Origin of the sequence: Amycolatopsis dendrobii, assembly GCF_014145675.1 — a bacterium.
Taxonomy (GTDB): domain Bacteria; phylum Actinomycetota; class Actinomycetes; order Mycobacteriales; family Pseudonocardiaceae; genus Amycolatopsis; species Amycolatopsis dendrobii.
This window is the reverse complement of sequence record NZ_JACGZW010000002.1, coordinates 448520-473776: the sequence shown is the minus strand read 5'-3', so window position 1 is coordinate 473776 and position 25257 is coordinate 448520. Positions and strand designations below refer to the sequence as shown.

Genomic DNA, 25257 nt, shown 5'->3' with positions numbered 1-25257 from the left:
TTCGAACGGACGCCGGAGACGGCAAGATGGTGAGCAACCGCTTAGTGCCGCCGACCCGAGGATGTGTCTGTCATGCCCGAAGCCGTCATCGTCTCCACCGCCCGCTCCCCGATCGGCCGCGCCGGGAAGGGCTCGCTGGTCGGGATGCGCCCCGACGACCTGGCCGTGCAGATGGTGCGCGCGGCGCTGGACAAGGTGCCCCAGCTGGACCCGGCCGACATCGACGACCTGATGCTCGGCTGCGGCCTTCCCGGCGGCGAGTCCGGCTTCAACATGGGCCGCGCGGTGGCCGTCGAACTCGGCTACGACCACCTGCCCGGCTGCACGATCACCCGGTACTGCTCCTCCAGCTTGCAGACCACCCGGATGGCGCTGCACGCGATCAAGGCGGGCGAGGGCGACGTCTTCATCTCCGCGGGCGTCGAGGCCGTGTCTCGGTTCGCGAAGGGCAGCTCCGACTCCTGGCCGGACACGCACAACCCGCTGTTCGCCGACGCCGAGGCGCGCACCAAGGCCACCGCCGAGTCCGGTGCGGACAGCTGGCAGGACCCGCGCGAGAACGGGCAGCTTCCGGACGTCTACATCGCGATGGGCCAGACCGCGGAGAACCTCGCGCGGCTCAAGGGCGTCACCCGCGAGGAGATGGACGAGTTCGGCGTGCGGTCGCAGAACCTCGCCGAGAAGGCCATCGCGGACGGTTTCTGGGCCAAGGACATCACCCCGGTCACGCTGCCGGACGGCACGGTCGTGTCGAAGGACGACGGGCCGCGCGCGGGTGTCACGCTCGAGGGCGTGTCCGGGCTGAAGCCGGTCTTCCGCCCCGACGGCCGGATCACCGCCGGCAACTGCTGCCCGCTCAACGACGGCGCGGCGGCTGTCGTGATCATGTCCGACACGAAGGCTCGCGAACTGGGCCTGACGCCGCTGGCGCGCGTCGTGTCGACCGGCGTCACCGGCCTGTCGCCGGAGATCATGGGCTACGGCCCGGTCGAGGCGTCGAAGCAGGCGCTGTCCCGCGCTGGACTGTCCATTTCGGACATCGACCTGGTCGAGATCAACGAGGCGTTCGCCGCGCAGGTCATCCCGTCCTACCGCGACCTCGGCATTGACCTCGACCGGCTGAACGTCAACGGCGGCGCGATCGCGGTCGGCCACCCGTTCGGCATGACCGGCGCGCGGATCACCTCGACGCTGATCAACTCGCTGCAGCACCACGACAAGCAGTTCGGCCTCGAGACGATGTGCGTCGGCGGCGGGCAGGGCATGGCGATGGTGCTGGAGCGGCTTTCCTAGTTCCGGCAACGAAAAGGGCCGTCCGCGAGCGCAACGCGGGCGGCCCTTTTCATTGGGCGGAACGTCAGTGCATCAGCACCGGCGGAGCGACCTCGTCGGACTCCGTCGCCGCGGGCACCACGCGCTTCTTCGGCAGGAAGAACGCGGGCACCAGGCACAGCGCCAGCAGGATCGTGCCCCACAGGAACGTCGTCGCGAACGATTCGCCCGCGAGGCCCGCCGCGGCGTCGTGCGTGGCCGGGTTCATCGTCGCCGCGGTGGCGACCAGCTGGCCCTGGCTCGTCGGGACGCCGAACTTCCCGGCGAGCAGCGCCGCCAGGATGATCGACATCACCGCGGACCCGATCGCGCCCGCGGTCTGCTGCAGGATGTTCGTCGCGGTCGAGGCCTTCGCCATGTCCTTGGACTGCAACGTCTGCAGCGCGGCCGAGGTGATCGGCATCATCGTGCAGCCGAGGCCGAGCCCGACCACGAACAGCGCGGCGAGCAGCAGCGGATACGACGTGGTAGCGGTGACCTGGGTGAACGCGATCATGCCGGCCACGATCAGCACCAGGCCGGGCACCACGATCTTGCGCGGCGCGATCTTGTCCGCCAGCCGTCCGGCGATCGGCATCGACACCACCGCGCCGAGGCTCTGCGGCACCAGCAGCAGACCGGCGTTCAGCGCGGTTTCGCCGCGCACCAGCACGAAATACGTCGGCAGCAACAGCATCGCGCCGAAGAATCCGATGCAGAACACCGCCATCGTGGCCATCGCGACGGAGAACGACCGGTTGCGGAAAAGCTTCAGGTCGATCAGCGGATGCTCCACGGTCCGCGCCCGCAGCACGAACGCGACCAGCAGCACGATCCCGGCCAGCGCGGGCAGCCACACCTCGAGCGCGCCGACGGTGCCGGTCGACGGGATCCGCGAGACGCCGAAGATCAGCGCGGCGAGGCCGGGCGACACCATCAGCATGCCGAGGAAGTCGAAGCGGCCGGACGGTTCCGGGTCGTCCTTCGGCAGCAGCTTCAGCGCGAGCAGGAACGCGATCAGTCCGATCGGGACGTTGATGTAGAAGATCCAGCGCCAGCTCACCGAGTCGACCAGCCAGCCGCCGAGGATCGGGCCCGCCATCGGGCCGAGCAGCATCGGGACGCCGAGCACGGACATCACGCGGCCGATCCGCTGCGGGCCCGCGGTGCGGGTCAGGATCGTCATGCCCGCGGGCATCAGCATGCCGCCGCCGAGGCCCTGCACGACGCGGAACGCGATCAGCGATTCGACGTTCCAGGCGAGCCCGGCGAGCATCGAGCCGATCAGGAAGGTGCCGATCGCGAGCAGGTACAGCCGTTTCGTGCCGAACCGGTCGGACGCCCATCCGGTGACCGGGATGACCGTCGCCAGCGCCAGCATGTAGCCGGTCGCGACCCACTGGATGGTGTCGAAGGACGTGGTGAACTGAATGGTGAGCTTCTGGAGCGCGACGTTGACCACGGTGGTGTCGAGGATCGCCATGATGGCGCCGAGCACCACCACGGAAGCGACCTTCAGCACTCCCCGGTCGAGTTTGTCACCGGCATCCGGCGCGGCCGGAGTCGCAGGTGCGGACATGCGGAACCCCATCTGTTAGTGGTGATGCGCAAGCCCGCGACGCGACAATACGACCGCGGTTCCCCCTTGCGCGCGCTCCAGACTAGCCGAGCGGCAAGCGGCGACGCAGTCTTTTTCGCTGCCGGGCGAAATGCGTGGGGACTTTTCGCGCAGTCGCGATGACCTGCGAAAAGTCCCCACTCGTCAGCAGATACTGTCCGTGCGCACCGGGTTGCCCAAACCGAACAACGGCCGCAGTTTCAGCCCGATCCAGGTACCGAAAAGCGCGAACGCGCCCCACAGCCAGCCGTGCAGGCTGCCGACGGAAATTCCGCCGAGGTACGCGCCGATGTTGCAGCCGTTCGCCAGCCGCGCGCCGATTCCCATGAGGATTCCGCCGAGAATCGCGGCGACGGCGGTGCGCCACGGGATCGAGCTGTGGATCTTCCACGCGCCCGCGGCCGCGGCGGCGACGAACGCGCCGATCATGATGCCGATGTCGGTGAGACTCGTCTTGTCCTGCCAGATCGGCTTGGACAGCGACGTCGCGTTCGCCTTCAGCTGCCAGAACTCCCACTGCTCCGGGTGCAGTCCGAACACCTGCAGAATTTTCGCGCCCCACAGGCTGAACGCGCTCGTGACGCCCCAGATGCCGCCGGAAACGAGGTACACCGCGCCGGCCAGCACGCCGAGCACGACCGCGCCGACGAGGATCGGCCAGGAGCCGCGGAAGATCCGGGCGAACCCGCGTGCGGTCGGGACAGTGTCGACCGGCGGCGGCACGCGGCGCTTCTGCACCACGCGAGTCGCGAGGACGATCGCGGCGAGCACCGCGATCGTGATCGCCCACGAACCGAACCAGCCGACGTGGTCCGACAGCAGGAATCCGGAAACCTGCGGCCAGCCGGTGAAAAGCGGGTAGCCCCACGTGTAGAGGACCGATCCGGTGATGAAACCGCCGAGGGTCAGCACGATCGTCGACTGCCCGGCCCCGACCGCGAACAGCGTCCCGGACGCGCACGCGCCGCCGAGTTGCATGCCGATCGCGAACAACGTGGCCCCGACGAACAACGCGAGCCCGATCGGCCCGACGTTCGCCACCGGCACCGGTTTGCTGCCGAAGAGGCCCGCGCCGGTGCCGCAGATGAGGGCGATGAGCGTCGCGGCGGTGCCGAGCAGGAGGGTGTGCGCGCGAAGGCCCTGGCCGTTGCCGACGGCGATCAGCTGCCGCCACGCGGACGTGAACCCGAAGCGGGAGTGGAAAAGGGCGAGGCCGAGCGCCAGCCCCAGCACGAGCAGGACCCCGAACTTCGCGCCGTGCGCGGCCCAGACGTAGGCGGTCAGCCCGACCGCGAGCACCGCGGCGACGGCCAGCGGGACAACCTTGACCGGCTCCTCCGGTTTAGGCGCCGGAGCCGCGCAGGAGGTCGGGAAGTCGAGCAGTTTTCGCTCGTCGACAGGGGAATCGGTGGTCGCCACCACGTCTCCTGGGGGTGTCGGGGATCAACGGGACCCGCCCGGCGGCGGGCGGCGATCCACGTTAGGTCCGCGCGGGCGCCGCACGCAGCCTGTCCCACGGAGTGCGACGAACGGCCGAAACCGGGCGTCCGGACGGCCCCTTTGTACCGCCCCGGTCAGCTCTTGATGCAGATGGCTTCCTCGGGATCGGAGTACCAGCGGGCGGTGGTCGAACCACTGCCCTCGCACGCCGAACGGTCCTTCGCACCGGGCACCAGCTTGACGATTTCCGCGTTCTTCTGCGGGTCCGTGCACGCGACCTTCTGGTAGGTCGTCGAGGCGGTCTGCAGCCCGGAGAGGCAATCCCCTTGCTGCACATTGGGAACGAGGCAGAGCACGCGGTGGTTCTTGCCGCCGGTGGTGTAGCGGTAGTAGTCGCCGCGCGGGCAGGTGCCGCTGCGGCTGGAGCGGACGACCGCGACCTTGACGTTCGCTCCGGGGTCGGCGCAGTCGACGGTCTTCGTCGTCGTGGTCGAGCCGGACTTCTCGATGTGCATGCAGTCGCTGGCGTGGGTGTTGCTGGTCGAGTTGCCGAACGTGAAGAAGCCGATGACGACCCCCGCCGCCACGACCACCACCGCGACGGCGACCAGCACCACGGTCCGGGTCGGGAAGCTTCGCTTCGGGCTCTGCCGCGGCGGCATCCCGCCCGGACCGTAGTGCTGCTGGAACGGCGACGGGCCGTTCTGTCCGTAGCCCTGCTGCGGTCCGTGCCCGTGCGGGGGAACGCTCACGTGATGCCTCGCAAACCCGAAAGAAAGATTCCGTCCGGGCACATCCAACACGACGGCCGCCGGGGCTCGCAGAGGTTCGGAGCAGAAAAACAGAAAAGGCGCTCCGCGTAACGCGGAGCGCCCCTTCCCGGGAAACCTGTACGACGGTTAGTCGCGCAGGTAAGACAGCAGACGCAGGATCTCGAGGTAGAGCCACACCAGCGTGGTCATCAGGCCGAAGGCGGCGTACCAGGCCCACTTCGACGGCATGCCGGCGCGGATCATCTTGTCGGCCTGGTCGAAGTCGAGCAGGAAGCTGAACGCGGCGATGCCGATGACCACCAGGCTGAAGACGATGGCCAGCGGGCTGCCGTCGCGCAGCGGGTTGAAGCCGAAGAACACCGCGGTGACCAGGTTGACCAGCATCAGGATGGCCACACCGGCGACCGCGCCGACGATCCACTTGGTCAGCTTCGGCGTGACCTTCACCGCGCCGGTCTTGTAGACGACCAGCATCGCGACGAACACGCCCGCGGTGCCGATGAGCGCCTGCAGGGCGATGCCCGGCAGGAACACCTCGAACAACCCGCTGAGCGCACCGAGGAACAGGCCTTCGGCACCGGAGTAGACGAGCGTGAGCGGACCGCTCGGCTTCTGCTTGAAGATGATGACCAGCGACACGACGAGGCCCACCACGAGCCCGCCGATCAGCGCGCCGAGGAGCGGACCGCTCGGCGAAAGCCTGCCGAGGGAGTCGCGCACGAGCTGGGACTGCGCCCAGATCGCGGTGAGCACGCCGACGACGAGCGCGACGCCGAGCGACATGCCGGTCTTGATGACGACGTCGTCGACCGTCATCGGACGGTCGGCGGAGGCGGTGCCCATCTGGCCGGGGCCGTAACCCGGGACGCCGCCTTGGCCCTGCGGCTGGCCGTAGGGCTGGTCGAAGCCGACGTTCGGCCCGTACTGCCCGGTCGCGGCCGCGCCGCGCGGGAGATTGCGGAACGCCGGGTTGCTGCTGGAACGCACCTGTCCTCCTGGACTTTATGGCACCTTGCATCGGGTTCAACGACCGCGGCGGCTCGCTGGTTCCCGTTCGGGTAAAGCCGATTTTACTCATCACCCGCACGGGTGGGGCGACCCCCGTTACGGCCACCGTAGGCGATGAAGGTCACGACCGTTCACCGCAGGTCACCCGATGGTCTCTAGACAACCCCCATGGTGACCCGCGAACCTTCACATCGCGTGTCCGGGAAGTGACCGAACGCGTGTCGGGGAGTTGTTCGATCAGGTGAACTGCGAGGACGCCGTTCAGGCGTCGGCAGGCACGTCGAAGGAGCCAACACACCATGGGGTGGATCTCACGCCCGCGCGCTCGCTGGCGCGCGGCCACCGGACTGGTCGCGACCGCACTGCTCGGCGCACTCTCCGTAACCGCATTAGGGACGACCCCGGCCGCCGCCGCGGGCGCGGTGAAGGGCCCCGGCCTGACGATCGTCCACAACGAGGGCGGCACCGATTACGAGGATTGGCTCGGCTCGTACAAGGTGGGCGGCAAGAACGTGTTCTGCGTTCGGTTCCATCTGAAGGCGCCGGGCAGCGACGAGGCGTACCAGCCAGGCGATGAGCTGCTGACGAAGTGGGGCGAAAAGCTCCAGCCCGACGTCGCGGGCAACATCTCGTATCTGTTGCTGCGCTACGGCAACACCTCGAACAACGACGAGGCCGCCGCGCTGGCCCACCTGCTGCACTCGTGGACTGCCAAGACACACGCTCCCGGCGACACGGACTTCGGCACGCCCCCGGACAAGGCGGCTTATCCCGAGCAGAAGTACCTCAACGCACTCACCCCGGCCGCCAAGGACGACGTGGCCAAGATGAAGGCCGAGGCCGAGGCGAACCGCGGTCCGTGGACCGCGTCGGTCACCGCGCCGAAGGGCGATCAGCACCTCGGCCAGCCCGCGACCTGGACGGTCACGGTGAAGAACTCCCAGGGCAAAGGCATTCCGGACGTTCCGGTGAAGCTGACCGCCACCGACGGGACGGTCGGCCAAGCAGACAAGCAGGCAGACGCGGAGAAGGCGTCCGATTCCTCTTCCGGCAACCCCGCGCCCCAGGCCGCGCAGAAGGACACGACGATCAAGACCGATGCGAACGGCACAGTCACGGCGAAGGTCACGCCGACTGGCGACCAGCCGAAGCTCGTCGCGTCGTTGTCCGCGCCCGCCGACAAGCCGACCGTGCAGAACCCGGTCAACACCAAGGACGGCATCCAGAGCGTCGTCGGCACCGGCGGCGAGAAGCGACTGACCGCACAAGGCGTCGTCGCCGTGGCGAAGCCGGGCAAGGTGCAGGTCACCAAGACCGACGCCAAGACCGGCAAGGGCATCGGCGGCGCGACGCTGCGGGTCACCGGCAAGGACCGCAAGACCGCGGCCACCAGCCAGGACGGCAAGCCGCTCACCGGGCCCGACGGGCAGCCCGCCGTGGTCACCACCAGCGGCGACAATGGGACCGCGACGGTGGAGAACCTGCTGGCCCCGCAGGAGGTCTGCGTGGTCGAGGTGAACGCGCCGCCGGGCTACACCAACGCGTTCGACCCGAACAACCCGCCCGCCGCGTGCGGGTCGCTGACGCCGGGCGGCACACTTGCCCTGACTGTGGCCAACACGCCGAACGAAGTGCCGCACGCGATTCCCGCCGGCGACCTGCCGGTGACGATGGCCAAGGGCACCGTCGAGACGAGTTTCTCCACGGGCGGCATCGCGGGTCTCGCGGCGCTGGTGCTCGTCGGTTCGGCGCTGGTCGGGTTCGCCGCTCGGCGGTCGGCCCGGCGGTAAGCGAAAGCAGCAAGGACAGATGACCGGAAAAGGACGGCTGGTCGGCGGGTTCGTGCTCGGCGCGGCAAGCGTGCTGGCAGTGGAACTCGCGACGGTCGTGATCAGTTCGCCGCCGACGACGGTGGTGGCCGGGAGCGCGTCCCCGGTCGCCGCCGCCGTTCCGGCCGCTTCCCCGCAGCAGCTGGCTCCCGCGCCGCCGTCGAGCAGTTCGGCGGCACCGCCGAGCAGTTCCGCGGCCGCACCGCCGGCCGCGCCCGCGGAGCATCGGCAAGCTCCGGAACCGGGACCGCAGGCGCCGGGCACGATCCGGCTGCCCGGCGGCGGGACCGCGGCGATGGTGCGCCAGGACCTCGGGCCGGGCAACACGCTTCCGGTGCCGTCGGACATCGGACAGGCGGCGTGGTGGGGCGCGGATTTGGAAGCGGTCAGCGGCGCCAGCGTGTTCGCGGGCCACGTGAACTGGCGCGGCGCGACCGGGCCGTTCTCGGAATTGTGGAGCGAGCGCATCGGCGGCGTGGTGACGATCGTGGACCGCGCGGGCAAGACGAGCCGGTACCGGATTTCGCAGCTGGTCACCGTGCACAAGAACGATCTGCCGAGCCGCGCCGACGACCTCTTCGGGCAGGCCGGTCCGCATCGAGTGGTCCTGGTGACCTGCGGTGGGCGCTGGATCGGCGGGAGCGACGGGTATGAGGAGAACCGCGTCGTGATCGCCGACCCGGCATAAGGAGCGATGCCGGAGATCTTCCTGTCCGTGAGCAAGAGACGCTTGAGGTGACCGCCGGACCGGGCGAGCGCACCGCGCGACGCTCCCGCGACACGGGCTCAAGTTCCTGGCATTGAATCCGATTTCCGCGGCTCTCACGGATCGTTGACCGCGCTTCCGGTGCCGGATCAGGAGTGAGGGGTCCCCTCGCGGCCCGCTGAAACCGCGCGAGGGGTCCGTTCGCGCAGTTTCTGACCGGCCCGTCGTTCGCGGAAATCCGCCGCCACCTGCGGGACCCCGTTCCGCCGCTAAGTTACTTGCGAGTAACCTCACCCTGCCGCGTTGTGGTCAGGGCGGCGTCCATGCAGCAGAATGCCCATGGGTCCAGGCGGCGGCACGGCGGAGGGTGATGGAGATGGCGACGTTCTTGGTGACAGGCGCGACCGGGTTGATCGGGCGCCAGGTCACCCGGCAGCTGCTCACCCGGCCGGACGTGGAACGGGTCGCGCTGGTGGTGCGCGCGTCGTCGCGGGAGAAGCTGGCCGCGCTCGTCGACGGATGGCCGCATCCGGACCGCGTGACGCTCGTGACCGGCGACCTCGGCGAACCGCTGATGGGAGTGTCCGAAGCGGACCGGGAGGCGCTGCGCGGCGTCGACCACGTCATCCACCTCGCCGCGCTCTACGACATCACCGCCGACGACGAAACCAGCATCCGGGCCAATGTGGACGGTACGCAGAACGTCATCGACCTCGCCGCGGACCTGAACGCCGGGTGCCTGCACCACGTCTCGTCGGTCGCCGTCGCGGGCGACCACGAAGGACTGTTCACCGAGGACATGTTCGACGTGGGACAGCGGCTGATCACGCCGTATCACCGCACCAAATTCGAGGCCGAGAAACTCGTCCGGGACCAGCACGAGGTGCCGTGGCGGGTGTACCGGCCCGCGGTCGTGGTCGGCGATTCGCAGACCGGCGAGATGGACAAGATCGACGGTCCGTACTACCTCTTCCCCGCGATCAGCAGGCTCGCCGGGCTGCCCGACCTCCCGACCGCGGGCCCGGATCTGGGCGACACCAACGTGGTTCCGGTCGACTACGTCGCGAAGGCCATGCTGGAGCTGGTCGCCACGCCGGGGCTCGACGGGCGCGCTTTCCACCTCGTGAACCCCGAACCGCAGCCGGTGGTGTCGGTCTACAACGCGTTCGCCCGCGCCGCCGGGGCGCCGACGATCACCGTGCAACTCGGCGACAAGGTGTCGAAGGGAATCGTCGGGCTGGTCAAGCTCAGCGAGCACATTCCCGGATTCACCATCGCCCGCGACGCGGTGCTGGAACGGCTCGGCATCCCGCCGGTACTGCTGGAAACGATGGCTTTCCCGTCGGTGTTCGCGTCCGCGGAGACGCGCAAGGCGCTGGCCGGAAGCGGCGTCGAGGTGCCGCGACTCGAGGAATACGCCTCGACGCTGTGGCGCTACTGGCGCGAACACCTCGACCCGTTCCGCGCGCGCAAGCACGGTCCGCGCGGCGAACTGGACGGCCGCCGGGTGATCATCACCGGCGCGTCGTCGGGCATCGGCAGGGCGACCGCGCTGAAGGTCGCCGCGGCGGGCGGGGTGCCGCTGCTGGTCGCGCGGCGGCAGCACGAACTGGAAGAGGTGCGCGACGAGATCATCGCGGCGGGCGGCACCGCGTCGGTCTACCCGGCGGACCTCACCGACGAGGATTCGGTGCGCAAGGCCGTGGACGCGATGCTGTCCGAACACGGCCGGATCGACATGCTCGTGAACAACGCCGGCCGGTCGATCCGGCGGTCGATCAAGCTGTCGTACGACCGGATGCACGACTACGAGCGCGCGATGGCGATCAACTACTTCGGCGCGGTGCGGCTGATCCTGGCGGTCCTCCCGCACATGTCGGAGCGGAAATTCGGGCACATCGTGAACGTTTCCTCGATCGGCGTGCAGGGAATCGCGCCGCGCTTTTCCGCCTATGCCGCGTCGAAGGCCGCGCTGGACTACTTCTCCCGGATCGCGGCGACCGAAACGCACGGCGACGGGATCACCTTCACCACCATCCACATGCCGCTCGTGCGCACGCCGATGATCCGGCCGACGAAGATCTACGACGCCTTCCCCACGAAATCGCCGGAGCAGGCGGCGGACATGGTGCTGAAAGCGCTGGTCCAGCGTCCGAAGCACATCGGCACCCCGGCGGGCCAGGCGATCGGGCTGACCTACACGCTCGCGCCCGGGCTGACCGACGCGATCGCGTACCAGGGTTTCCGGATCTTCCCGGACTCCGCGGCGGCGGGCGGCAGCGGGAAACTGAAGATCGGAAGGGGCGAGAAACACCTGTCCCGCGCGGCGATGGCGCTGGCCCGGCTGTCGCGCGGGTTCCACTGGTAGTGACGGCTCGGCGCGGCGGGTGAGGCCGTTCAGGCGAGATCGCCACGAAGAATCGACCCGGGGCGGTGATTCACCACTCCTGGCGGCACGCACGCCAGGTGCGCGGGTACGGTCGTGGGCATGGTTCCCGAGCGAGACAACGGCCTCCTCCCGCTGCGGCGCGAGTACACCGAAGCCTGGCGCGGCTTCGACCGCACCGAGGTGCGGCAGTACCTCGACCACCTCGAAGGCCAGCTGCACCGGCTGATCACCGACCGCGACGCGGCGGCCGCCCAGGTCGCCACGCTGTCGCGCGAACTCGAGACGGCGCGCGGCGAGGTGTCGAAGCTGCAGTCGCGGGTCGAGGAACTGATGAAGCCGCCGGAGCGGCTCGAGGACCTGGACGAGCGGATGCAGCGCACTGTCACGCTCGCGAACGCGCGGGCCGAGGAGATCACCAAGCGCGCGCAGGTGGCGGCCGAGAAGCACTGGGCGTCGTCCACCGAGGCGTCCACGAAGCTGCGCGAGCGGTACCACCGCCTGGTCGAGGAACTGGACAAGCAGGCCGAAGCGCTGCACTCGGAGCACGAGGCCGCGCTGAAGGAAACCCGCGCCGAAGTGCAGCGGCTGACGGTCGAGGCGGCACAGCGCCGGGAACTCCTCGACAACGAAGCCGAGCGCAAGCGCCGCAAGATCGAACGCGACTTCGACGCGAAGATCACCGCCGAGCGCACCGCGCACGAAAAGATGATCGCCGACCAGCGCACGGCCAGCAAAAATCAGGCTGAGCGCCGCATCTCGGAAGCCACCGCAGAGGCGACTCGCCGCGTCGAGGAGGCGACGGCGGAGGCCAAGCGCCGTCTCGACGAGGCCACCACGCAGGCGGCCCAGCGCACCACCGCGGCGACGCGCAAGGTCGAGCGGCTCGCCGAGATCCGCGAACAGGCCCGCAAGAACCTGGCGATGGCGGACGAGGTCCTCGGGCGCAGCGAGAGCTTGCTGACGGCACTGCCGTCGGAATCGGTGCTGCCCGCCGCCTCGAAGCTGGTCGGTGGCGATGACCCGGCGAAGCCGGACCCGTCGCCGGGGCCGGTCGAGACGAAGGCCGCGCCGTCGCCCAAGCCGAAGAGCGGGAACGGTTCGGGTGCCAAGGCCACGACCGGGAACGGCTCGTCCGCGAGTGGCGGGGCGGCGGAAAGCGCGGCTGGAAACGGCGCGAAGAACGGGAACGGTTCGACGGCGAACGGTGCGAAGTCCCAGCCGCAGGCGGCGGGCAAGCCCAGCAGCTGATCCACAATCCGCAGTAAGCCCGCCAGTCCGGACAACGGGGTGGCGGGCTTACTGCGGTTATCCGAGCAGGCCTTTCACCCGCAGCGGGGAAGGACGGACCACCGCGCGAAGCTGGCCCGCCCTCAGGGATTCGCGGTGCGCGTCAGCAGTCGCGGCCCGCCGCGTACGCCCCGGCCAAGTCCGTGAGGGCGACCTTCAGGGACTCTGCTTCCCTCACGGGCCGCAGGTGGCCTAGACCGTCTGAGGCCAGGGGTTCGCTGATTCCAGTTCCGCCGCCAACCCCAGCAGGACCGGCTCGCCACCGGGGCGGGCCACCAGTTGTACGCAGGTCGCCAGGTCGTGAACGGGGTGGCGGCCGACCGGGACCGACAGTGCCGGGTATCCGGCAAGGTTCCACGGGCCGGTAAAAGCGGCCACCCGGGAGGACGGAATCGCGTTCGCCAGCCAGGATTTCCGGTGCCAGCGGCGGGCTTTCAGCGGGAGCGTCGCCAGTGTCGGAGTCACCAGCACGTCGTGCGACTCGAAGAACCGCGCCGCGATTGTCTGCCATTCGTCGCGGGCTCGGTCGGTGACCAGGCGCGACGTCAGGCGGCCTAGGCGGACGTGAGTTCGCGTGCGGGGCTGGAGACGCGACAGGTCGAAGGCGCCGGCGGCTTGTTCGGCGGGGCCGGCGAACCAGCGGGCGAGCAGGCCGCCCAGTGCGCGGAGGGGGTAGGCGGGCGTCGCGGGCGAGACCGAATGGCGAACGGAAAGGAGTGTGGCTGCCTGGTCGACGGCGGCGCGAAGCGGGCGCGGCAGGGGGGATCGAGTGAAGGGGACCTGGGTCGAGGTCGCGATCCGCAGCGGACCGGGCGTCTCCGGGGTGGCCCATTCCGGGCGGTCGGCCAGGACGGACATCAGGAGGGCGGCGTCGGCGACCGTCGTGGTCAGGGGGCCGTGGGTGGAGAGGCCGAACCAGCCTGGGGTTTCTTCGCGGACCACGTCGCGGCCGGGTTTCAGGCCGACGATTCCGCACATTCCGGCGGGCAGCCGGATGGATCCCAAGCCATCGGTGCCGTGCGCGATGGGGACCAGGCCTGCGGCTACCGCGGCCGCGCTGCCGCCGGAGGAACCGCCTGCGGTGAAGGTCGGGTTACGGGGGTTGCGGGCGATTCCGGCGGGGTCGTCGCTGGTCGGGAAGATGCACAGCTCCGGCACGCGGGTCAGGCCGACGATGACCGCGCCGGCTGCGCGCAGGCGGGCGGCGATCAGGCCGTCGGCGTCCGCGAGGGCGCGAGGGCCTGCTTCAGAGCCCCAGCCCAGGTATTCGCCGGTGACCTCGGTGACGTCTTTGACCGCGACGGGGACGCCGGCCAAGGGCAGCGAAGCCAGGTCCGGGCGGGCCGCGACTTCGGCGGCTTCGGCTCGGGCCTCGGCGGAGCGCACTCGGCGGAAAGCGCCGACGACGCCGTCCGCCGCAGCGATCCGGGCGAGGGCTTCCTCGGTCACCTGGACCGGGTCCAGCTCTCCTGCCCGCACTCCGCGAGCGATCTCTACCGCCGTCTGCGCCATGGGTCAGAACACTAGATCGCGCCGGCGCGCAGGGCATAGGCCACGGCGTGCGCACGGTTGTTCAGACCGCATCGGGTCATCAGGCCGTACAGCACGTTCTTGACCGTCCGCTCCGAATAACAGAGCTTCGTCGCGATCTCCTCGGTGCCGTAGCCCTCGGCGACCAGCCGCAGCACGTCGCATTCGCGCGAAGCCAGGCCGGACAGCGTGAGGCCGTTCGGCTCCAGCACGTCGCGGCGCATTCGCTGCACCTGTGCGAGCAGCGCGCCCTGCAGCCGCGGCGGGAGCGTCGCCGTGCCGTCGCCCGCGGCCAGCACTGCCGCGACCAGTTCGCCGCCGCCGGTTTCGCGGCGCGGCAGGATCGCGACGACCCCGCATTCGACGGCCGTCATCAGGTCGCTCTCGCGGAAGTGGTCGACCACGATCACCAGATGCGGTCCGGTCAGCTGCTCGGACTGCCTGCCGAGGTCCCGCACCTGCGACAGCACCCGGTCGGTCACGTGCTCCTCCATCACGAGGACCACGTCCGCCTGGCTCGCCGCGTCGTGGCCGAGCAGGGCCAGTTCCGGGCGCGAACCCAGCAGGCTCGCGGCTCCGGCCCGGGTGATCGGGTCCGAGGCGAGCACTGCGACCTTGACGAGCTTCACGATTAACCCCCTCCACATTGCCTGGACGCAGTGTGGCGGGCGAGACTTCACGTTTTCTGGCGTGCTCGTGAAGGCCGGTGAAGAAAACCAGGGTTTTCGCTGTTCAAAGGCCTCTTTTCGGCTCTGGACCGGAGATCTCGCGGAACGCTTGCGCCGCCCGGTCGAGGCATTCGGGCATCCGGTCGAGCGCGGTGGCCCACTCCCGTTTGGCCTCCCGGTAGCGGGCCCGCGCCGCGGCGGGCCAGCCGGCCACCTCGGGTTCCACCGCGGACTCCAGCTCGGCGAGCACCGCGCCGAGGTCGCCGGTCGTGCGGCGGATCCGGGACAGCACCTCGGCGGCCTGGTCGAAGCCAGGATCGCCGCTCATGGGTGGTCGGCGCACCGCACGCGCTCATCTGAGCACTTTGCGGTGGTGGACGCGCCCGTACCGCGCGCGACGTCCACGAGATCTGCCAGACTTGCCAGAATGCGATCGAACTGCTGCTCCCAATCGTTCATCGCCTGGCCGAACCGCACCGCCGCCTCGCCGCGCCACGACGCCTGCAGCGCCGCCATTTCGCTGTTCACCGTGCCGAAACAGGCGTTCGCCGCGTCGATCGCCGCCGCGAACCTCGCCCCCGCCGGGGCCGGAACCGGGTCCACGCCTCCTCCTCACCGTCGCCGCGCCGAAGCCGCGAATCGGGCGCGCGGGCTCCTCGTCGAGGCTGCCGCAGGGATTCCCGTCCGGAAACCGGGGAGCGTGGCCGATGCCCCTTTGTCGGGGCAGGTGTGCCTGCCGGACCGCCCCGCCGGTTTGCCCGGCGTTCACCGCCGGGCCTCCCCCGCGACCATGTCCACCAGACAATTCGCTGGACAAGACCGGCAAAAGCAACCCGGGGCGGTCCCGCGACGTCACCTTTTCGGCGTAAGCTCACCAGTGGCATCCGGCGTGTGACGATCCGTCAGCGCGTGAAGGGAGACCGATGTCGGCATCCGGCGGCGTCCCGGCGCCGGAAATCCAGCTGCTCGGACCGGTGCGAGCCTGGCTCGGCGACCGGCAGCTCGACCTCGGTTCTGCTCATCGGCGCACAGTCTTCGCGGTGCTCGCCTTCTCGGCGAACCGCACCGTCTCCCGTGAAGTGCTCATCGACGCAGTGTGGGGCGACGCGCCCCCGGCCAGTGCGCAAGGGAGCATCTACACCTATATCTCCGGACTGCGCCGCGTTCTCGAACCGGGCCGCCGCAAGGGCGCCGAATCGCGGTTGATCGCGTCCACCGGGTCCGGCTACTCGCTCTGCGTCGAACCGGAGCAGATCGACGTCCACCGCTTCAGTGCGCTGCGCGACCTCGGCAACCGCCTGCTCGCCGAGGGACGCCGGGCCGAGGCGCGGAGCGTGCTCGACGAGGCTCTCGCGGAGTGGGACGGCACGCCGCTGCAATGTCTCTCCGGGCATTACGCCACCGCGCAGCGGGTGCGGTTGGAGGAGCTGCGGCTGGCGACCGTCGAACGCCGGGCCGAGCTGGCGATGGACTCGGGCGAGTCCGCCGGGCTCGTCACGCAACTCGGCGAGCTCGCCGCGGAACACCCGTTCCGCGAGCCGCTGCACGGACTGCTCATGCGAGCACTCGACCAGACGGGCAGGCACCACGAGGCGCTCACCGTCTACACCGAGCTGCGCGAGCGGCTGGTCGAAGCGTCCGGCACCGAGCCGGGTCCGGCGCTGCGGGAGCTGTACGAAAAGCTGCTGGCCGCCGACGCGGCGGTGACGCCCGCGCCCGTCACGAAGGTTCCCCGCTTCCCGTTGCCGGTCCTGCCGCCGCGTCCGGCGACGTTCGTCGGGCGGGAAGACGAGTTGCAGTTGCTCAGCGAGGCCGTCGCCGGTCTCGGCGGCGGCCTCGGCCGTTCGGTGTGGGTCAAGGGCGAACCGGGAATCGGCCGGACCGCGCTGCTGGCCGAGACCGTCGCGCTGGCGCACGAAACCGGTTACCCCGCACTGTTCGCCGCCGCGGACTCGCTCGACCAGGGCTTTGCCCTGCGTCCGCTGCTGGACGCGCTCGGCGTGCACCCGCGGGCCTCGGACCTGCGCCGCGCGGAACTGGCGGTGGCGCTCGCCGAGAACCCGGAGCTGGACCCGGTTCAGGGCATTCTCGGACTGGTGCGACAACTGTGCGCGGACGGGCCGCTCGCGCTCGTGGTCGACGATCTGCAATGGGCGGACGAGACGACGTTGCAGGTGTGGCAGCACCTCGCGCGCGAGACCCGGCGACTGCCGCTGCTGCTCGTCGGAGCGAGCCGCCCGCTCCCCCGCTCGGCCGCGCTCGAAGCGCTCGCCGCGGACCTGTCGTCCGGCGCGACCTCGCTGCTGCGACTGGAACCGTTGCCGGACAACGAGATCCGGAAGCTCTCGGCCGACCTGACCGGCGCGCCGCCGAACCGGATGCTCTCGGTGCTGCTCGGCCATGCCGCCGGAAATCCGCGCTACGCCACGGAAATCGTCGAAACCCTGCTCGCCAATTCGATGATCCTGCTCGACGGCGCGCACGCGATCGTCGACGGTTCCTCGTGCCGCTCGATCCCGTCGCCGCTCGGCTCGCGGATCACGCTGTACCTGATCTTCCTCTCCAGCTCCGCGCGAGACCTGTTGCGCTGGGCGGCCTTGCTGGGCAAGGAATTCTCGCTCGCCGACATCGCGATCGCCACCGAACGCGCGCCGACGGCGCTCGTGCCCGCCGTCGAAGAAGCGCTCACCGCGGGGGTGCTGGTCGAGTCCGGCGATCTGCTCAAGTTCCGGCACCCGTTGCTGCGCCGCGTGTTGTACGAAAAGACTCCCGCCGCGATGCGCGTCGCCCTGCACCGGCAACTGGCCGAAGCGCTCGACGGAGCGGGTGCAGGCGCGGAACGCGTCGCCGAACAACTGGCCGCCGCGCCGGCGCAGGTGGACCCGTGGATGGCGAACTGGCTGGTCGAGCACATCGGCACGGTCGCCGCGCAGTCGCCGCGGATCGCGGTGGACCTGCTGAAACAGGTGGTCAAGCAGGCCGTTCTGCCCGCCGAGGCCCGCGAACCGCTCACCGCCACGCTCGCCCGGCTGCTGTTCTGGCTCGGCCGGGAGCCGGAGGCGGAGGCGCGGTCGGTCGTCGCGCGCACCAAGGACAGCAGGCAGGCCGCGGAAATGCGCTGGATCCTCGCCTACATCTATTACCGCCGCGGCGAATTCGCCGAAGCCTCGGCGGAAGTCCGCCGTACGCTGGCCGATCCGAAGGTGCCGGAGATGTGGCGCGGACGGCACGAAACCCTGCGCGTGACCATCGAACGGTTCGCCGTCGACCATCAAGCGGCCGCACCGGATCTGTCCGAACTGGGCGTGCTGGACGGGCTCGACAACGACGCGGACCTGAGCACCGCGCGCCGGCTCGCCGCGACCCGGGCGGTGCCCGGGGAAATGCACCTGGCCGGCGCGGTGCACTACTACTGGCGCGGCCGCTGGGGCGAGGCACTGGCCGAACTCGACACGGTGATCCGGGGCGGCGCGGAAACCGCGTCGTATGTGTTGCGCAGTCCGGGATCGGCGTTGCTGGTGCACGGCGTCGGCGCGCTGATCGCGAGTCACCGGGACGAACCGGACGAGGCGCGCGCGCATCTCGACGCGGCGGCCCGGCACCAGTTCCCGCACGGCCTCGAACCGAACGGCGGCGACTACCTGCTCGCCGCGCGCGCTCAGCTCGCCGAGCTGGAAGGCGATCCGGACGCCGCGCTCGCCGCGCTTCTCCCGCTGCTGGACCAGAACTACCCGCCCGCGGCGCGTCAGCAGTGGCTGCCCGACCTGGCGCGGCTCGCCATGCAGCTCGGCGACCAGCCGCACGCGTTCCGGGCACTGCGGCTGATGGGCGACACCAGCGGATACGACACTCCGCCGTCGCACACCGCGGCGACCGCGCACTGCCGGGGCCTGGTCACCGCGGATCCGGACGCGATCCTCGGCGCCGCCACGCACTACGAGGCCGCCGGGCGGATGCTCAAACACGCTCGCGCCAGCGAGGACGCCGCGATCCTGCTCGCCGAGTACCGCCGCCTCGACGAGGCGCGCACGGCTTTCCTCGCGGCACTCACCAGCTACACCTCGGTCGGCGCGGCGTGGGACGTGCGGCGGGCCGAGACACGGATGCAGCCGTACGGCATCCGGCGGGCCAGTCCGGTCCGCGCGCGTGCGGCAGGAGAGTGAACCGGGGTGGACTCGCGTCCATGATCGAGGCGGTAAACTCGGTCAACACGGCGAATGGAACGGCATGCCAGGGGATTTGCGGGTGACGGTGCTCGGCCCGTTGCGCGCCTGGCGCGGGACGACCGAAATCTCGCTCGGACCCGCGCGGCAGCGCGCGGTCTTCGCCATGCTGGCGGTCGCCGCCGGACGGCCGGTGCCGCGCGCGGAGCTGATCGCGGGCGTATGGGGCGATTCGCCGCCGGCCAGTGTCGAAGGCAGCGTGCACACCTACATCTCCGGGTTGCGCCGCGCGCTGGAGCCGGAACGCACCCGGTGGTCCGCGTCGAGCGTGCTCGGCTCCGGCCCGGCGGGCTACACGCTCGACCTCGCGCCGGAAGCGCTGGACGCGGCGAAGTTCGAACAGCATCGGGAAGACGGCAAGCGCGAGGCCGAGGCCGGGGCGCACAACCGGGCGGTCGCCGAATTCAGCGCCGCGCTCAAGCTCTGGCACGGCGAAGCGCTGTCCGGGGTGCCCGGCAATTTCGCCGAGCGGCATCGCGCATATCTGGCCGAGCTGCGGCTGGACACACTGGACCGAGCCGCCCGCAGCAGGCTGGAAATGGGCGGCCACCAGGAGATCATCGCCGAGCTGACCGCGCTCACCGCCGAGTACCCGCTGCGTGAATCGCTGCGGGCGTCGCTGATGCTCGCGCTCTACCGCAGCGGCCGGCATTCCGACGCGCTCGACGTGTTCCGCGACGCACGCCGCACGCTCCGCGCCGAGCTGGGCGTGGAACCTGGGCCCGGGCTGCGCGAACTGCACCAGCGCGTGCTCGCCGAGGACCCGGCGCTGGAGCTGCGGCGGCCGGAGCTGCCCGAGCCGGTCGTGCGGGCGCCGCGGGACCCGTTGCTCGGCCGGGAAGCCGAGGTCAGCAAGCTGCGCCAGCTGCTCGACGGCGTCCGCGCGGGCCGCGGCCGGGCGGTGTGGATCGAGGGCGAGGCCGGGATCGGGAAGTCGGAGCTGCTGGCGCACGCGTTCGGCGACGCCGCTGGTCTCCAGCTCGCCTGGGTGGCCGCGGACGAGCTGAGCATGCGGTTCCCGTTGCAGGTGATGCACGAATGCCTGGCGATCGACCCGCATTCGCCGGATCCGCGCCGCGCGCGCGTCGCGCTGAGCAGCGAGGAACCGGTGCGGCGCGTCGGCGACCCGGTGCTGGACTCGGTGGACCGGCTGCTGGCGCTCGTCGACGAACTGTGTGCCGAATCGCCGTTGCTGCTCGTGGTCGACGACCTGCAATGGGCGGACGAGCCGAGCGTGCTGGTGTGGCACCGGCTGTCCGCGGCCGCCCGGCAGCTGCCGTTGCTGCTGGTCGCCGCGACGCGGCCGGCGCCGGAGCGGCCGGAGATGACTCAGCTGCGCCGCGGCGTCGAGACGCGGGACGGGATCGTGCTCGACCTCGGCCCGCTCGGCGAGGACGACGTCCTGGCCCTCTCGCAGCGGCAGATCGGCGCGGATCCCGGACCGCGGCTGCGGGAGCTGCTCGCGCGCGCTGACGGTAATCCCTTGTACCTCAAGGAAATGCTGGACGCGCTGGTGCACTCGGGTGCGGTCGAGCACCGCGACGGGCTCGCCGACGTCCCGGATCCGCTGCGCTTCGAGCCGCCGGAATCGATCGTCGCGGCGGTCAACCGGCGGCTGGAGCTGTTGCCCGCGCAGACCCGGCACGTGCTGGGCTGGGGCGCGATCCTCGGCATGGAGTTCGCCGTCGGCGACATCGCGGCGGTGCTCGGACAGCGTCCGTCGGACCTGCTCGGCCCGCTCGAAGAGGCCGTGGCGGACAACATCCTGCTCGACACCGGAACCCAGCTCGCGTTCCGGCTTCCGTTGCTGCGCCAGACGTTGTACCACCATCTGCCGCCGGAAACGCGGGCCGCGCAGCATCGGCAGGCGGCCGAAGCGCTGGCGAAGATCGGCGCGCCGGTGAAGCGGGTCGCCGAGCAGCTCGTGGCCGTTCCGTCCACTGTGGATCCGTGGGTGCTGGACTGGCTCGTCGAGCACCAGAGCGCGGTGTCGAACCGGGCCCCGCTGATCGCGGTCGAACTGTTGGAGCGCGCGCTCGCCGTGGTCGAGGACGACGATCCGCGCCGCGAACCGTTGCTGGTCGCGCTGGTGCGGGTGTTGTTCCGACTGGAACGGAACCCGGAAGACCTTGCACTGCAAGCACTCGATGTGGCACGCGATCCGGACAACGCGGCGGAGATGCGCCATGTCGTGTCCGCGATGCGGTTCCGCCGCGGCGACGTGCAGCTCGCGGTGGAGACGCTCGGGAATCCGGCGGAGGATCCGGGAGTGCCGGAGCTGTGGCGGGTCAAGGGCCGCCACCTGCTCGCGAACTTCCGGCGCGGCGGGCTCGACGACCTCGACGTCGCGGAGAAGAACGCGCACGTCGCCCGAGCCGAGGCCAACGGCGACGGCTACCTCACCGCGCACGCGCTGCAAACGTTGTGGCTGGTCGATTCCGTGCGACGGCACCACCCGAGCGCGCTGAAGCACGTGGACGAGGCGATCGCGGCCGTCGGCGACGAGCACGAACTGGCCGACCTGCACCTGGATCTGCTGGACAACCGCGTCTTCACGCTGCAGAACCTCGACCGGCTGGACGACGCGAACCGCACGTTGCAGGAGGCCGCCGAGGTGACGCGGCGGCACAGCATGCCGAGCGGCCTGCAGGTTTCGGTTGCGGTGCACCGGTATTGGGAAGGCCGGTGGGACGAAGCGCTGGTGGAGCTGGACACGGTGACCGAGGACGGTCCGGCGATCACCTTCTTCGGCCTGCGGGAACCGGGCGCGGCGGCGCTGCTGCTGCACGGCGTCGCGGCGCTCATCGCGGCACGGCGGGGCGAGCACGCGCAGGCGGCCGCGCTGCTGGACGCGGCGGAGGAACACGCGCCGGCGACCAGTGCCGAGCGGGAGAGTTTCGACTTTTTGCTTGCCGCGCACGCACTTGTCGCCTATCAGCAGGGTGATCTGCAGAAGGCGATCACGGTGTTCGAGCCGATTTTGAATCCGACCTACGCGCAGATGATGTTGCGGCACCAGTGGTTGCCGCAGTTCGCGCAGATCGCGTTGGCGGCGGGCGACCGGGCGGCGGCGGAGCGGGCACTCGAGGTCTGTGTCGAAGAGGCGGAGAAGGAACTCGAACCGGCGCGGGCGTTCGCGGCTGCCGAATGGTGCCGGGGGTTGCTGGGCGAGGATCCGGAGCCGGTTCTGCGGACGGTCGAGCATTTCCGTGCGGTGGGGCGGAAACCGGAGCTGGCCAGTGCGTTGGAGGACTCGGCGGTGCTGCTGGCGCGGGTCGGCCGGCTGGATGCCGCGCAGGCGGCGTTCGATGAGGCGGCTTCGCTGTACACGGAGCTTTCGGCGGCGTGGAATCTGGAGCACGCGGAGACGCGATTGCAGGCGGTCGGCGTGCAGCGCGGGGCTTCGTTGGCTTCGGCGCGGCCAGAGCGTGGCTGGGAGTCGCTGTCGACGCTGGAGGTCCGGATCGCCCGGCTGGTGGCTGCCGGCCGGTCGAATCCGGAGATCGCGACGGAGCTGCGGCTGCCTCGGCGGACGGTTCAGGCGCACGTCGTGCGGTTGCTCGGGAAGCTGGACGCGCCGTCGCGCAGCGAGCTGGCGACCACGGTGGCGCGCCGGACGGGTTGACGAAAGTCGGGGGTCGTTGGCGACGGTCGGCAGGCGCGGGTGCCCCGGCTGGAACGGCAGAGTTCCGGCATGCGCTTCCGAACCGTCCTCGCCGCCGCCCTCCTCCTCACCGCCTTAGGGGGCACGCCCGCCGCGGCGGAGACCACTTTCGAACTGCCTGCGCCAACTGGACCACACGCGATCGGCGAACGCGACGTCCACCTCGTCGACCAGGCGCGGAACCGGGAGCTGATGATCAGCGTCTGGTACCCCACCCAGCCTGGTGCTGGGCCGAAGGCGCGGTATCTGCCCGCGGCGGCCGCGCCGTACTTCGACCAGGGCGCGGCACCGGCGTTGGGGCTGCCGACCGGCAAGGTCGACTGGGCGGCCGTCAAGACGCACGCCCGCGCGAACGCGCCGGTGCGGGGGCGGTGGCCGGTGGTCGTGTACTCGCCGGGCTGGGCGTCGCTGCGGGCGCTGGGCAGCGCGACCGCCGAGGATCTTGCCAGCCGCGGGTACATCGTGGTGACCATCGACCACACCGGCGAGGCGCCGTTCGTCGTCTTCCCGGACGGGCGCGTGGTGTTCTCCCAGCAGAGCAAGGACCTGGTGGCGGGGATGCGGACGCGGGTCGCGGACGTCCGGTTCACTCTTGACCAGCTGCCCGGTATTCCCGGCCTCGGGCAGTCGATGGATCTGAGCCGCGTCGGGGCGATCGGGCATTCGTTCGGCGGGGACACGGCTGCTGAGGTATCCACAGTGGACTCCCGGGTGGACGCCGCGGCCGATCTGGACGGGTGGCTCGCCTACGACGTCGACGGCAAGCAGCTCACTCGCGCTGGCGCGGACGGGGTGCCGCGACCGGTGCTGTTGATGGGTTCGTCCGGCAGCACCAGCGACGGCCAGGCACGCAGCCATCGGACCGCACCGGCGTGGAAGTCGTTGTGGGAGCACACTTCGGCCCCGAAGCAGGACCTCACCTTGGCGACCGCGATGCACTACAGCTACACCGATGTCCAGTGGTTCCTGCCGAAGCTGGCGCGGCAAGTGCCGGTCGATCCGAAGGTGCGGCAGACGCGGATCGGGACGATTGATCCCCGGGCGAGCATCGCCGTGCAGCGATCCGCGATCGCCGGTTTCTTCGGCCGCTACGTCTCGTGAGTCACGCTCGGGTCAGGCCGGTCGAGATGCTGCGCACCAGGTTCCGGCCGAGCAGCAGGAAGAGGATGATCACCGGCAGCACGCCCAGTGTCGCGCCGGTCAGCATCAAGGCGTAGTCGGTGAAGTAGCCGCTGGCCAGCTGGGACAGGACCACTTGCACGGTCGGCGTTTGCGCCGGGTCCAGGACTACCAGCGGCCAGAAGTAGTCGTTCCAGGCGCCGAGGAAGGTCACCATGGCCAGGACGGTCGCTTGTGGACGGATCGCCGGAACTGCCACGTGCCAGAACGTGCGCAGGATCGACGCTCCGTCCACAGTGGCCGCGTCCACCAGGTCCTGGTCGATCGACCCCTCGCACGCCTGGCGCATCCAGAACACCCCGAACGCGCTCACCAGCGCGGGCACGATCACCGCCTCGAGCCTGCCGTACCAGCCGAAATCGCTCACCACCAGGTAAAGCGGGACGACGCCTAGCTGTGCGGGCACCATCGCCGAGCCGACCACGATGAAGAACAACGTATTGCGGCCGCGGAACCGGAGCCGGGCGAAGGCAAAACCCGCGAAGCTGGACAGGACCACATTGGACACCATCACCGTCGTCGCGACGATCAGCGAATTGCCGATCGCCAGCCAGAAATCGACGGTGGCGAAGACGCGCTGGATGTTGTCGAAGAGATGACCGCCGGGCAGCAGCAGCGGAGAGGTCTCGCCGATCGCCGCGTTGTCCCGAGTGGACACCACGAACGACCAGTACAGCGGGAACAGCGACGAGGCGACCAGCCCCACCAGCACCGCGTAGACCCAGCCACCGGCCCGGCCCCGGCGGATCACGGAGCACCCACGAACCGGCGCACGAGCCGGTAGTTGAAGATCGCGAACACCAGGCAGATCAGGAACATCACCCAGGACAACGCCGCCGCGTATCCGGCGTCGAATTTGCCGAAGCCCTTTTCGTACAGATACATCGTGAGGGTCTGGAACTGCCGGTCGTTGCCGCCCGCGCCGCCGTTGCCGGTGGCGTCGAACAATTGCGGCTCGGCGAACAATTGGAGCCCGTTGACCGTGCCCGCGACCGCGGTGAACGCGATCGTCGGGCGGATGCCGGGCACGGTGATCGACCAGAACGACCGCCAGCGCGAGGCACCGTCGAGGGCGGCGGCCTCGTACAGATCCTGGGGGACCGCTTGCATCGCGGCCAGGTAGATCAGCGCGTTGTAGCCGGTCCAGCGCCACATCACCATGCTCGCCACCGCGAGATGCGACGACCATTGGTGCGATTGCCAGGAAACCGGCGGCACCCCGAACCAGCCGAGCACCTCATTGACCACGCCGTAGCCCGAACTGTACAGCTGCGCGAACACCAGCCCGACCGCGACCACCGACACCAGGTTCGGCAGCAAAAGCCCGGCCCGCCACCAGGTCGCCGCGCGCAGCGGCCGGTTCAGCAGCGCGGCGATGCCCAGCGCGAGGAAGAACTGCGGAATCGCGGCGAGCAGGAAGATGCTGACGGTGTTGAAAAACGCGTTGTAGAACCGCGGATCGCTGAACAGCTCCGCGTAATTCGCGAGGCCGAGGCCGCCTTCCGGACCGGACAGCAGATCCCACCGGTGCAGTGAAACCCACGACGTGTACAGCAGCGGGAACGCGCCGAACAGTCCGAAAAGGACAAAGAACGGCAGGATGAACGCGTAGGGGGTGAGCTTCCGGTCCAC

Annotated in this window: 18 protein-coding genes; 8 read left to right on the top strand and 10 right to left on the bottom strand. The window is 70.1% G+C overall.

All coding sequences use genetic code 11. The annotated features are described in order from the left end of the window. Nucleotides 1-72 precede the first annotated feature (72 nt). Nucleotides 73-1293, top strand: a complete 1221-nt coding sequence (locus H4281_RS06330) for an acetyl-CoA C-acetyltransferase (RefSeq protein WP_043828073.1) — start codon at nt 73-75, stop codon at nt 1291-1293. A 64-nt stretch (nt 1294-1357) separates the two neighbouring features. Here H4281_RS06330 and H4281_RS06325 read toward each other — a convergent pair whose 3' ends face one another. The 4 genes from H4281_RS06325 to H4281_RS06310 form a co-directional block, all read right to left on the bottom strand. Beyond that, nucleotides 1358-2890, bottom strand: coding sequence for a DHA2 family efflux MFS transporter permease subunit (locus tag H4281_RS06325; protein ID WP_182889917.1), 1533 nt, complete (start codon nt 2888-2890; stop codon nt 1358-1360). A 183-nt stretch (nt 2891-3073) separates the two neighbouring features. Beyond that, complete coding sequence (locus H4281_RS06320) at nt 3074-4351, bottom strand: YeeE/YedE family protein (protein WP_370648129.1); 1278 nt, start codon at nt 4349-4351, stop codon at nt 3074-3076. A 152-nt stretch (nt 4352-4503) separates the two neighbouring features. After that, on the bottom strand, nt 4504-5121 hold the full coding sequence (locus H4281_RS06315; protein WP_220506767.1) for an LppU/SCO3897 family protein: 618 nt from the start codon (nt 5119-5121) through the stop codon (nt 4504-4506). A 147-nt stretch (nt 5122-5268) separates the two neighbouring features. Continuing rightward, nucleotides 5269-6129: a Bax inhibitor-1/YccA family protein gene (locus H4281_RS06310; protein WP_182889914.1), complete on the bottom strand. Its 861-nt coding sequence runs from the start codon at nt 6127-6129 to the stop codon at nt 5269-5271. 320 nt (nt 6130-6449) lie between these two features. Here H4281_RS06310 and H4281_RS06305 point away from each other — a divergent pair, with 320 nt between their 5' ends. The 4 genes from H4281_RS06305 to H4281_RS06290 all read left to right on the top strand — a co-directional run bounded on the left by H4281_RS06305 (nt 6450) and on the right by H4281_RS06290 (nt 12322). Then, complete coding sequence (locus H4281_RS06305; RefSeq protein WP_182889913.1) at nt 6450-7940, top strand: MSCRAMM family protein; 1491 nt, start codon at nt 6450-6452, stop codon at nt 7938-7940. A 19-nt stretch (nt 7941-7959) separates the two neighbouring features. After that, a complete protein-coding gene (locus H4281_RS06300; RefSeq protein ID WP_182889912.1) occupies nt 7960-8667 on the top strand; it encodes a class F sortase in 708 nt (235 codons plus the stop codon). A 394-nt stretch (nt 8668-9061) separates the two neighbouring features. Further along, entirely contained in the window at nt 9062-11053 is a 1992-nt protein-coding gene (locus H4281_RS06295; protein ID WP_182889911.1) for an SDR family oxidoreductase, read from the top strand. Between the two features lie 120 nt (nt 11054-11173). Further along, nucleotides 11174-12322 carry a coiled-coil domain-containing protein gene (locus H4281_RS06290; protein ID WP_182889910.1) on the top strand — a complete coding sequence of 383 codons (1149 nt, stop codon included), beginning with the start codon at nt 11174-11176 and terminating at the stop codon, nt 12320-12322. Between the two features lie 231 nt (nt 12323-12553). Here the strand turns inward: H4281_RS06290 and H4281_RS06285 are convergent, their stop codons facing one another. The 4 genes from H4281_RS06285 to H4281_RS06270 form a co-directional block, all read right to left on the bottom strand. Beyond that, complete coding sequence (locus H4281_RS06285; RefSeq protein WP_182889909.1) at nt 12554-13873, bottom strand: amidase; 1320 nt, start codon at nt 13871-13873, stop codon at nt 12554-12556. Between the two features lie 11 nt (nt 13874-13884). Then, the gene (locus H4281_RS06280; RefSeq protein ID WP_182889908.1) at nt 13885-14520 is read right to left on the bottom strand and encodes a response regulator transcription factor; all 636 of its coding nucleotides are present in this window, start codon (nt 14518-14520) and stop codon (nt 13885-13887) included. A gap of 103 nt (nt 14521-14623) precedes the next feature. Then, nucleotides 14624-14887 (bottom strand): hypothetical protein, encoded by a 264-nt coding sequence (locus tag H4281_RS06275; protein WP_220506765.1) that lies wholly within the window; start codon nt 14885-14887, stop codon nt 14624-14626. Beyond that, nucleotides 14884-15162 carry a WXG100 family type VII secretion target gene (locus H4281_RS06270; RefSeq protein ID WP_182889906.1) on the bottom strand — a complete coding sequence of 93 codons (279 nt, stop codon included), beginning with the start codon at nt 15160-15162 and terminating at the stop codon, nt 14884-14886. Before H4281_RS06270 ends, H4281_RS06275 begins: the two co-directional genes overlap by 4 nt. 320 nt (nt 15163-15482) lie before the next feature. Between H4281_RS06270 and H4281_RS06265 the strand changes: the two genes are divergently transcribed. The 3 genes from H4281_RS06265 (at nt 15483) to H4281_RS06255 (ending at nt 23547) form a co-directional block, all read left to right on the top strand. After that, a complete protein-coding gene (locus H4281_RS06265; RefSeq protein ID WP_182889905.1) occupies nt 15483-18722 on the top strand; it encodes an ATP-binding protein in 3240 nt (1079 codons plus the stop codon). Nucleotides 18723-18786: 64 nt separating this feature from the next. Further along, complete coding sequence (locus H4281_RS06260) at nt 18787-22407, top strand: ATP-binding protein (RefSeq protein WP_182889904.1); 3621 nt, start codon at nt 18787-18789, stop codon at nt 22405-22407. A gap of 69 nt (nt 22408-22476) precedes the next feature. Further along, on the top strand, nt 22477-23547 hold the full coding sequence (locus H4281_RS06255; RefSeq protein WP_182889903.1) for an alpha/beta hydrolase family protein: 1071 nt from the start codon (nt 22477-22479) through the stop codon (nt 23545-23547). A 1-nt stretch (nt 23548) separates the two neighbouring features. Here H4281_RS06255 and H4281_RS06250 read toward each other — a convergent pair whose 3' ends face one another. Next, nucleotides 23549-24376, bottom strand: coding sequence for a carbohydrate ABC transporter permease (locus tag H4281_RS06250; RefSeq protein WP_370648130.1), 828 nt, complete (start codon nt 24374-24376; stop codon nt 23549-23551). Further along, complete coding sequence (locus tag H4281_RS06245) at nt 24373-25257, bottom strand: carbohydrate ABC transporter permease (RefSeq protein WP_182889902.1); 885 nt, start codon at nt 25255-25257, stop codon at nt 24373-24375. Before H4281_RS06245 ends, H4281_RS06250 begins: the two co-directional genes overlap by 4 nt.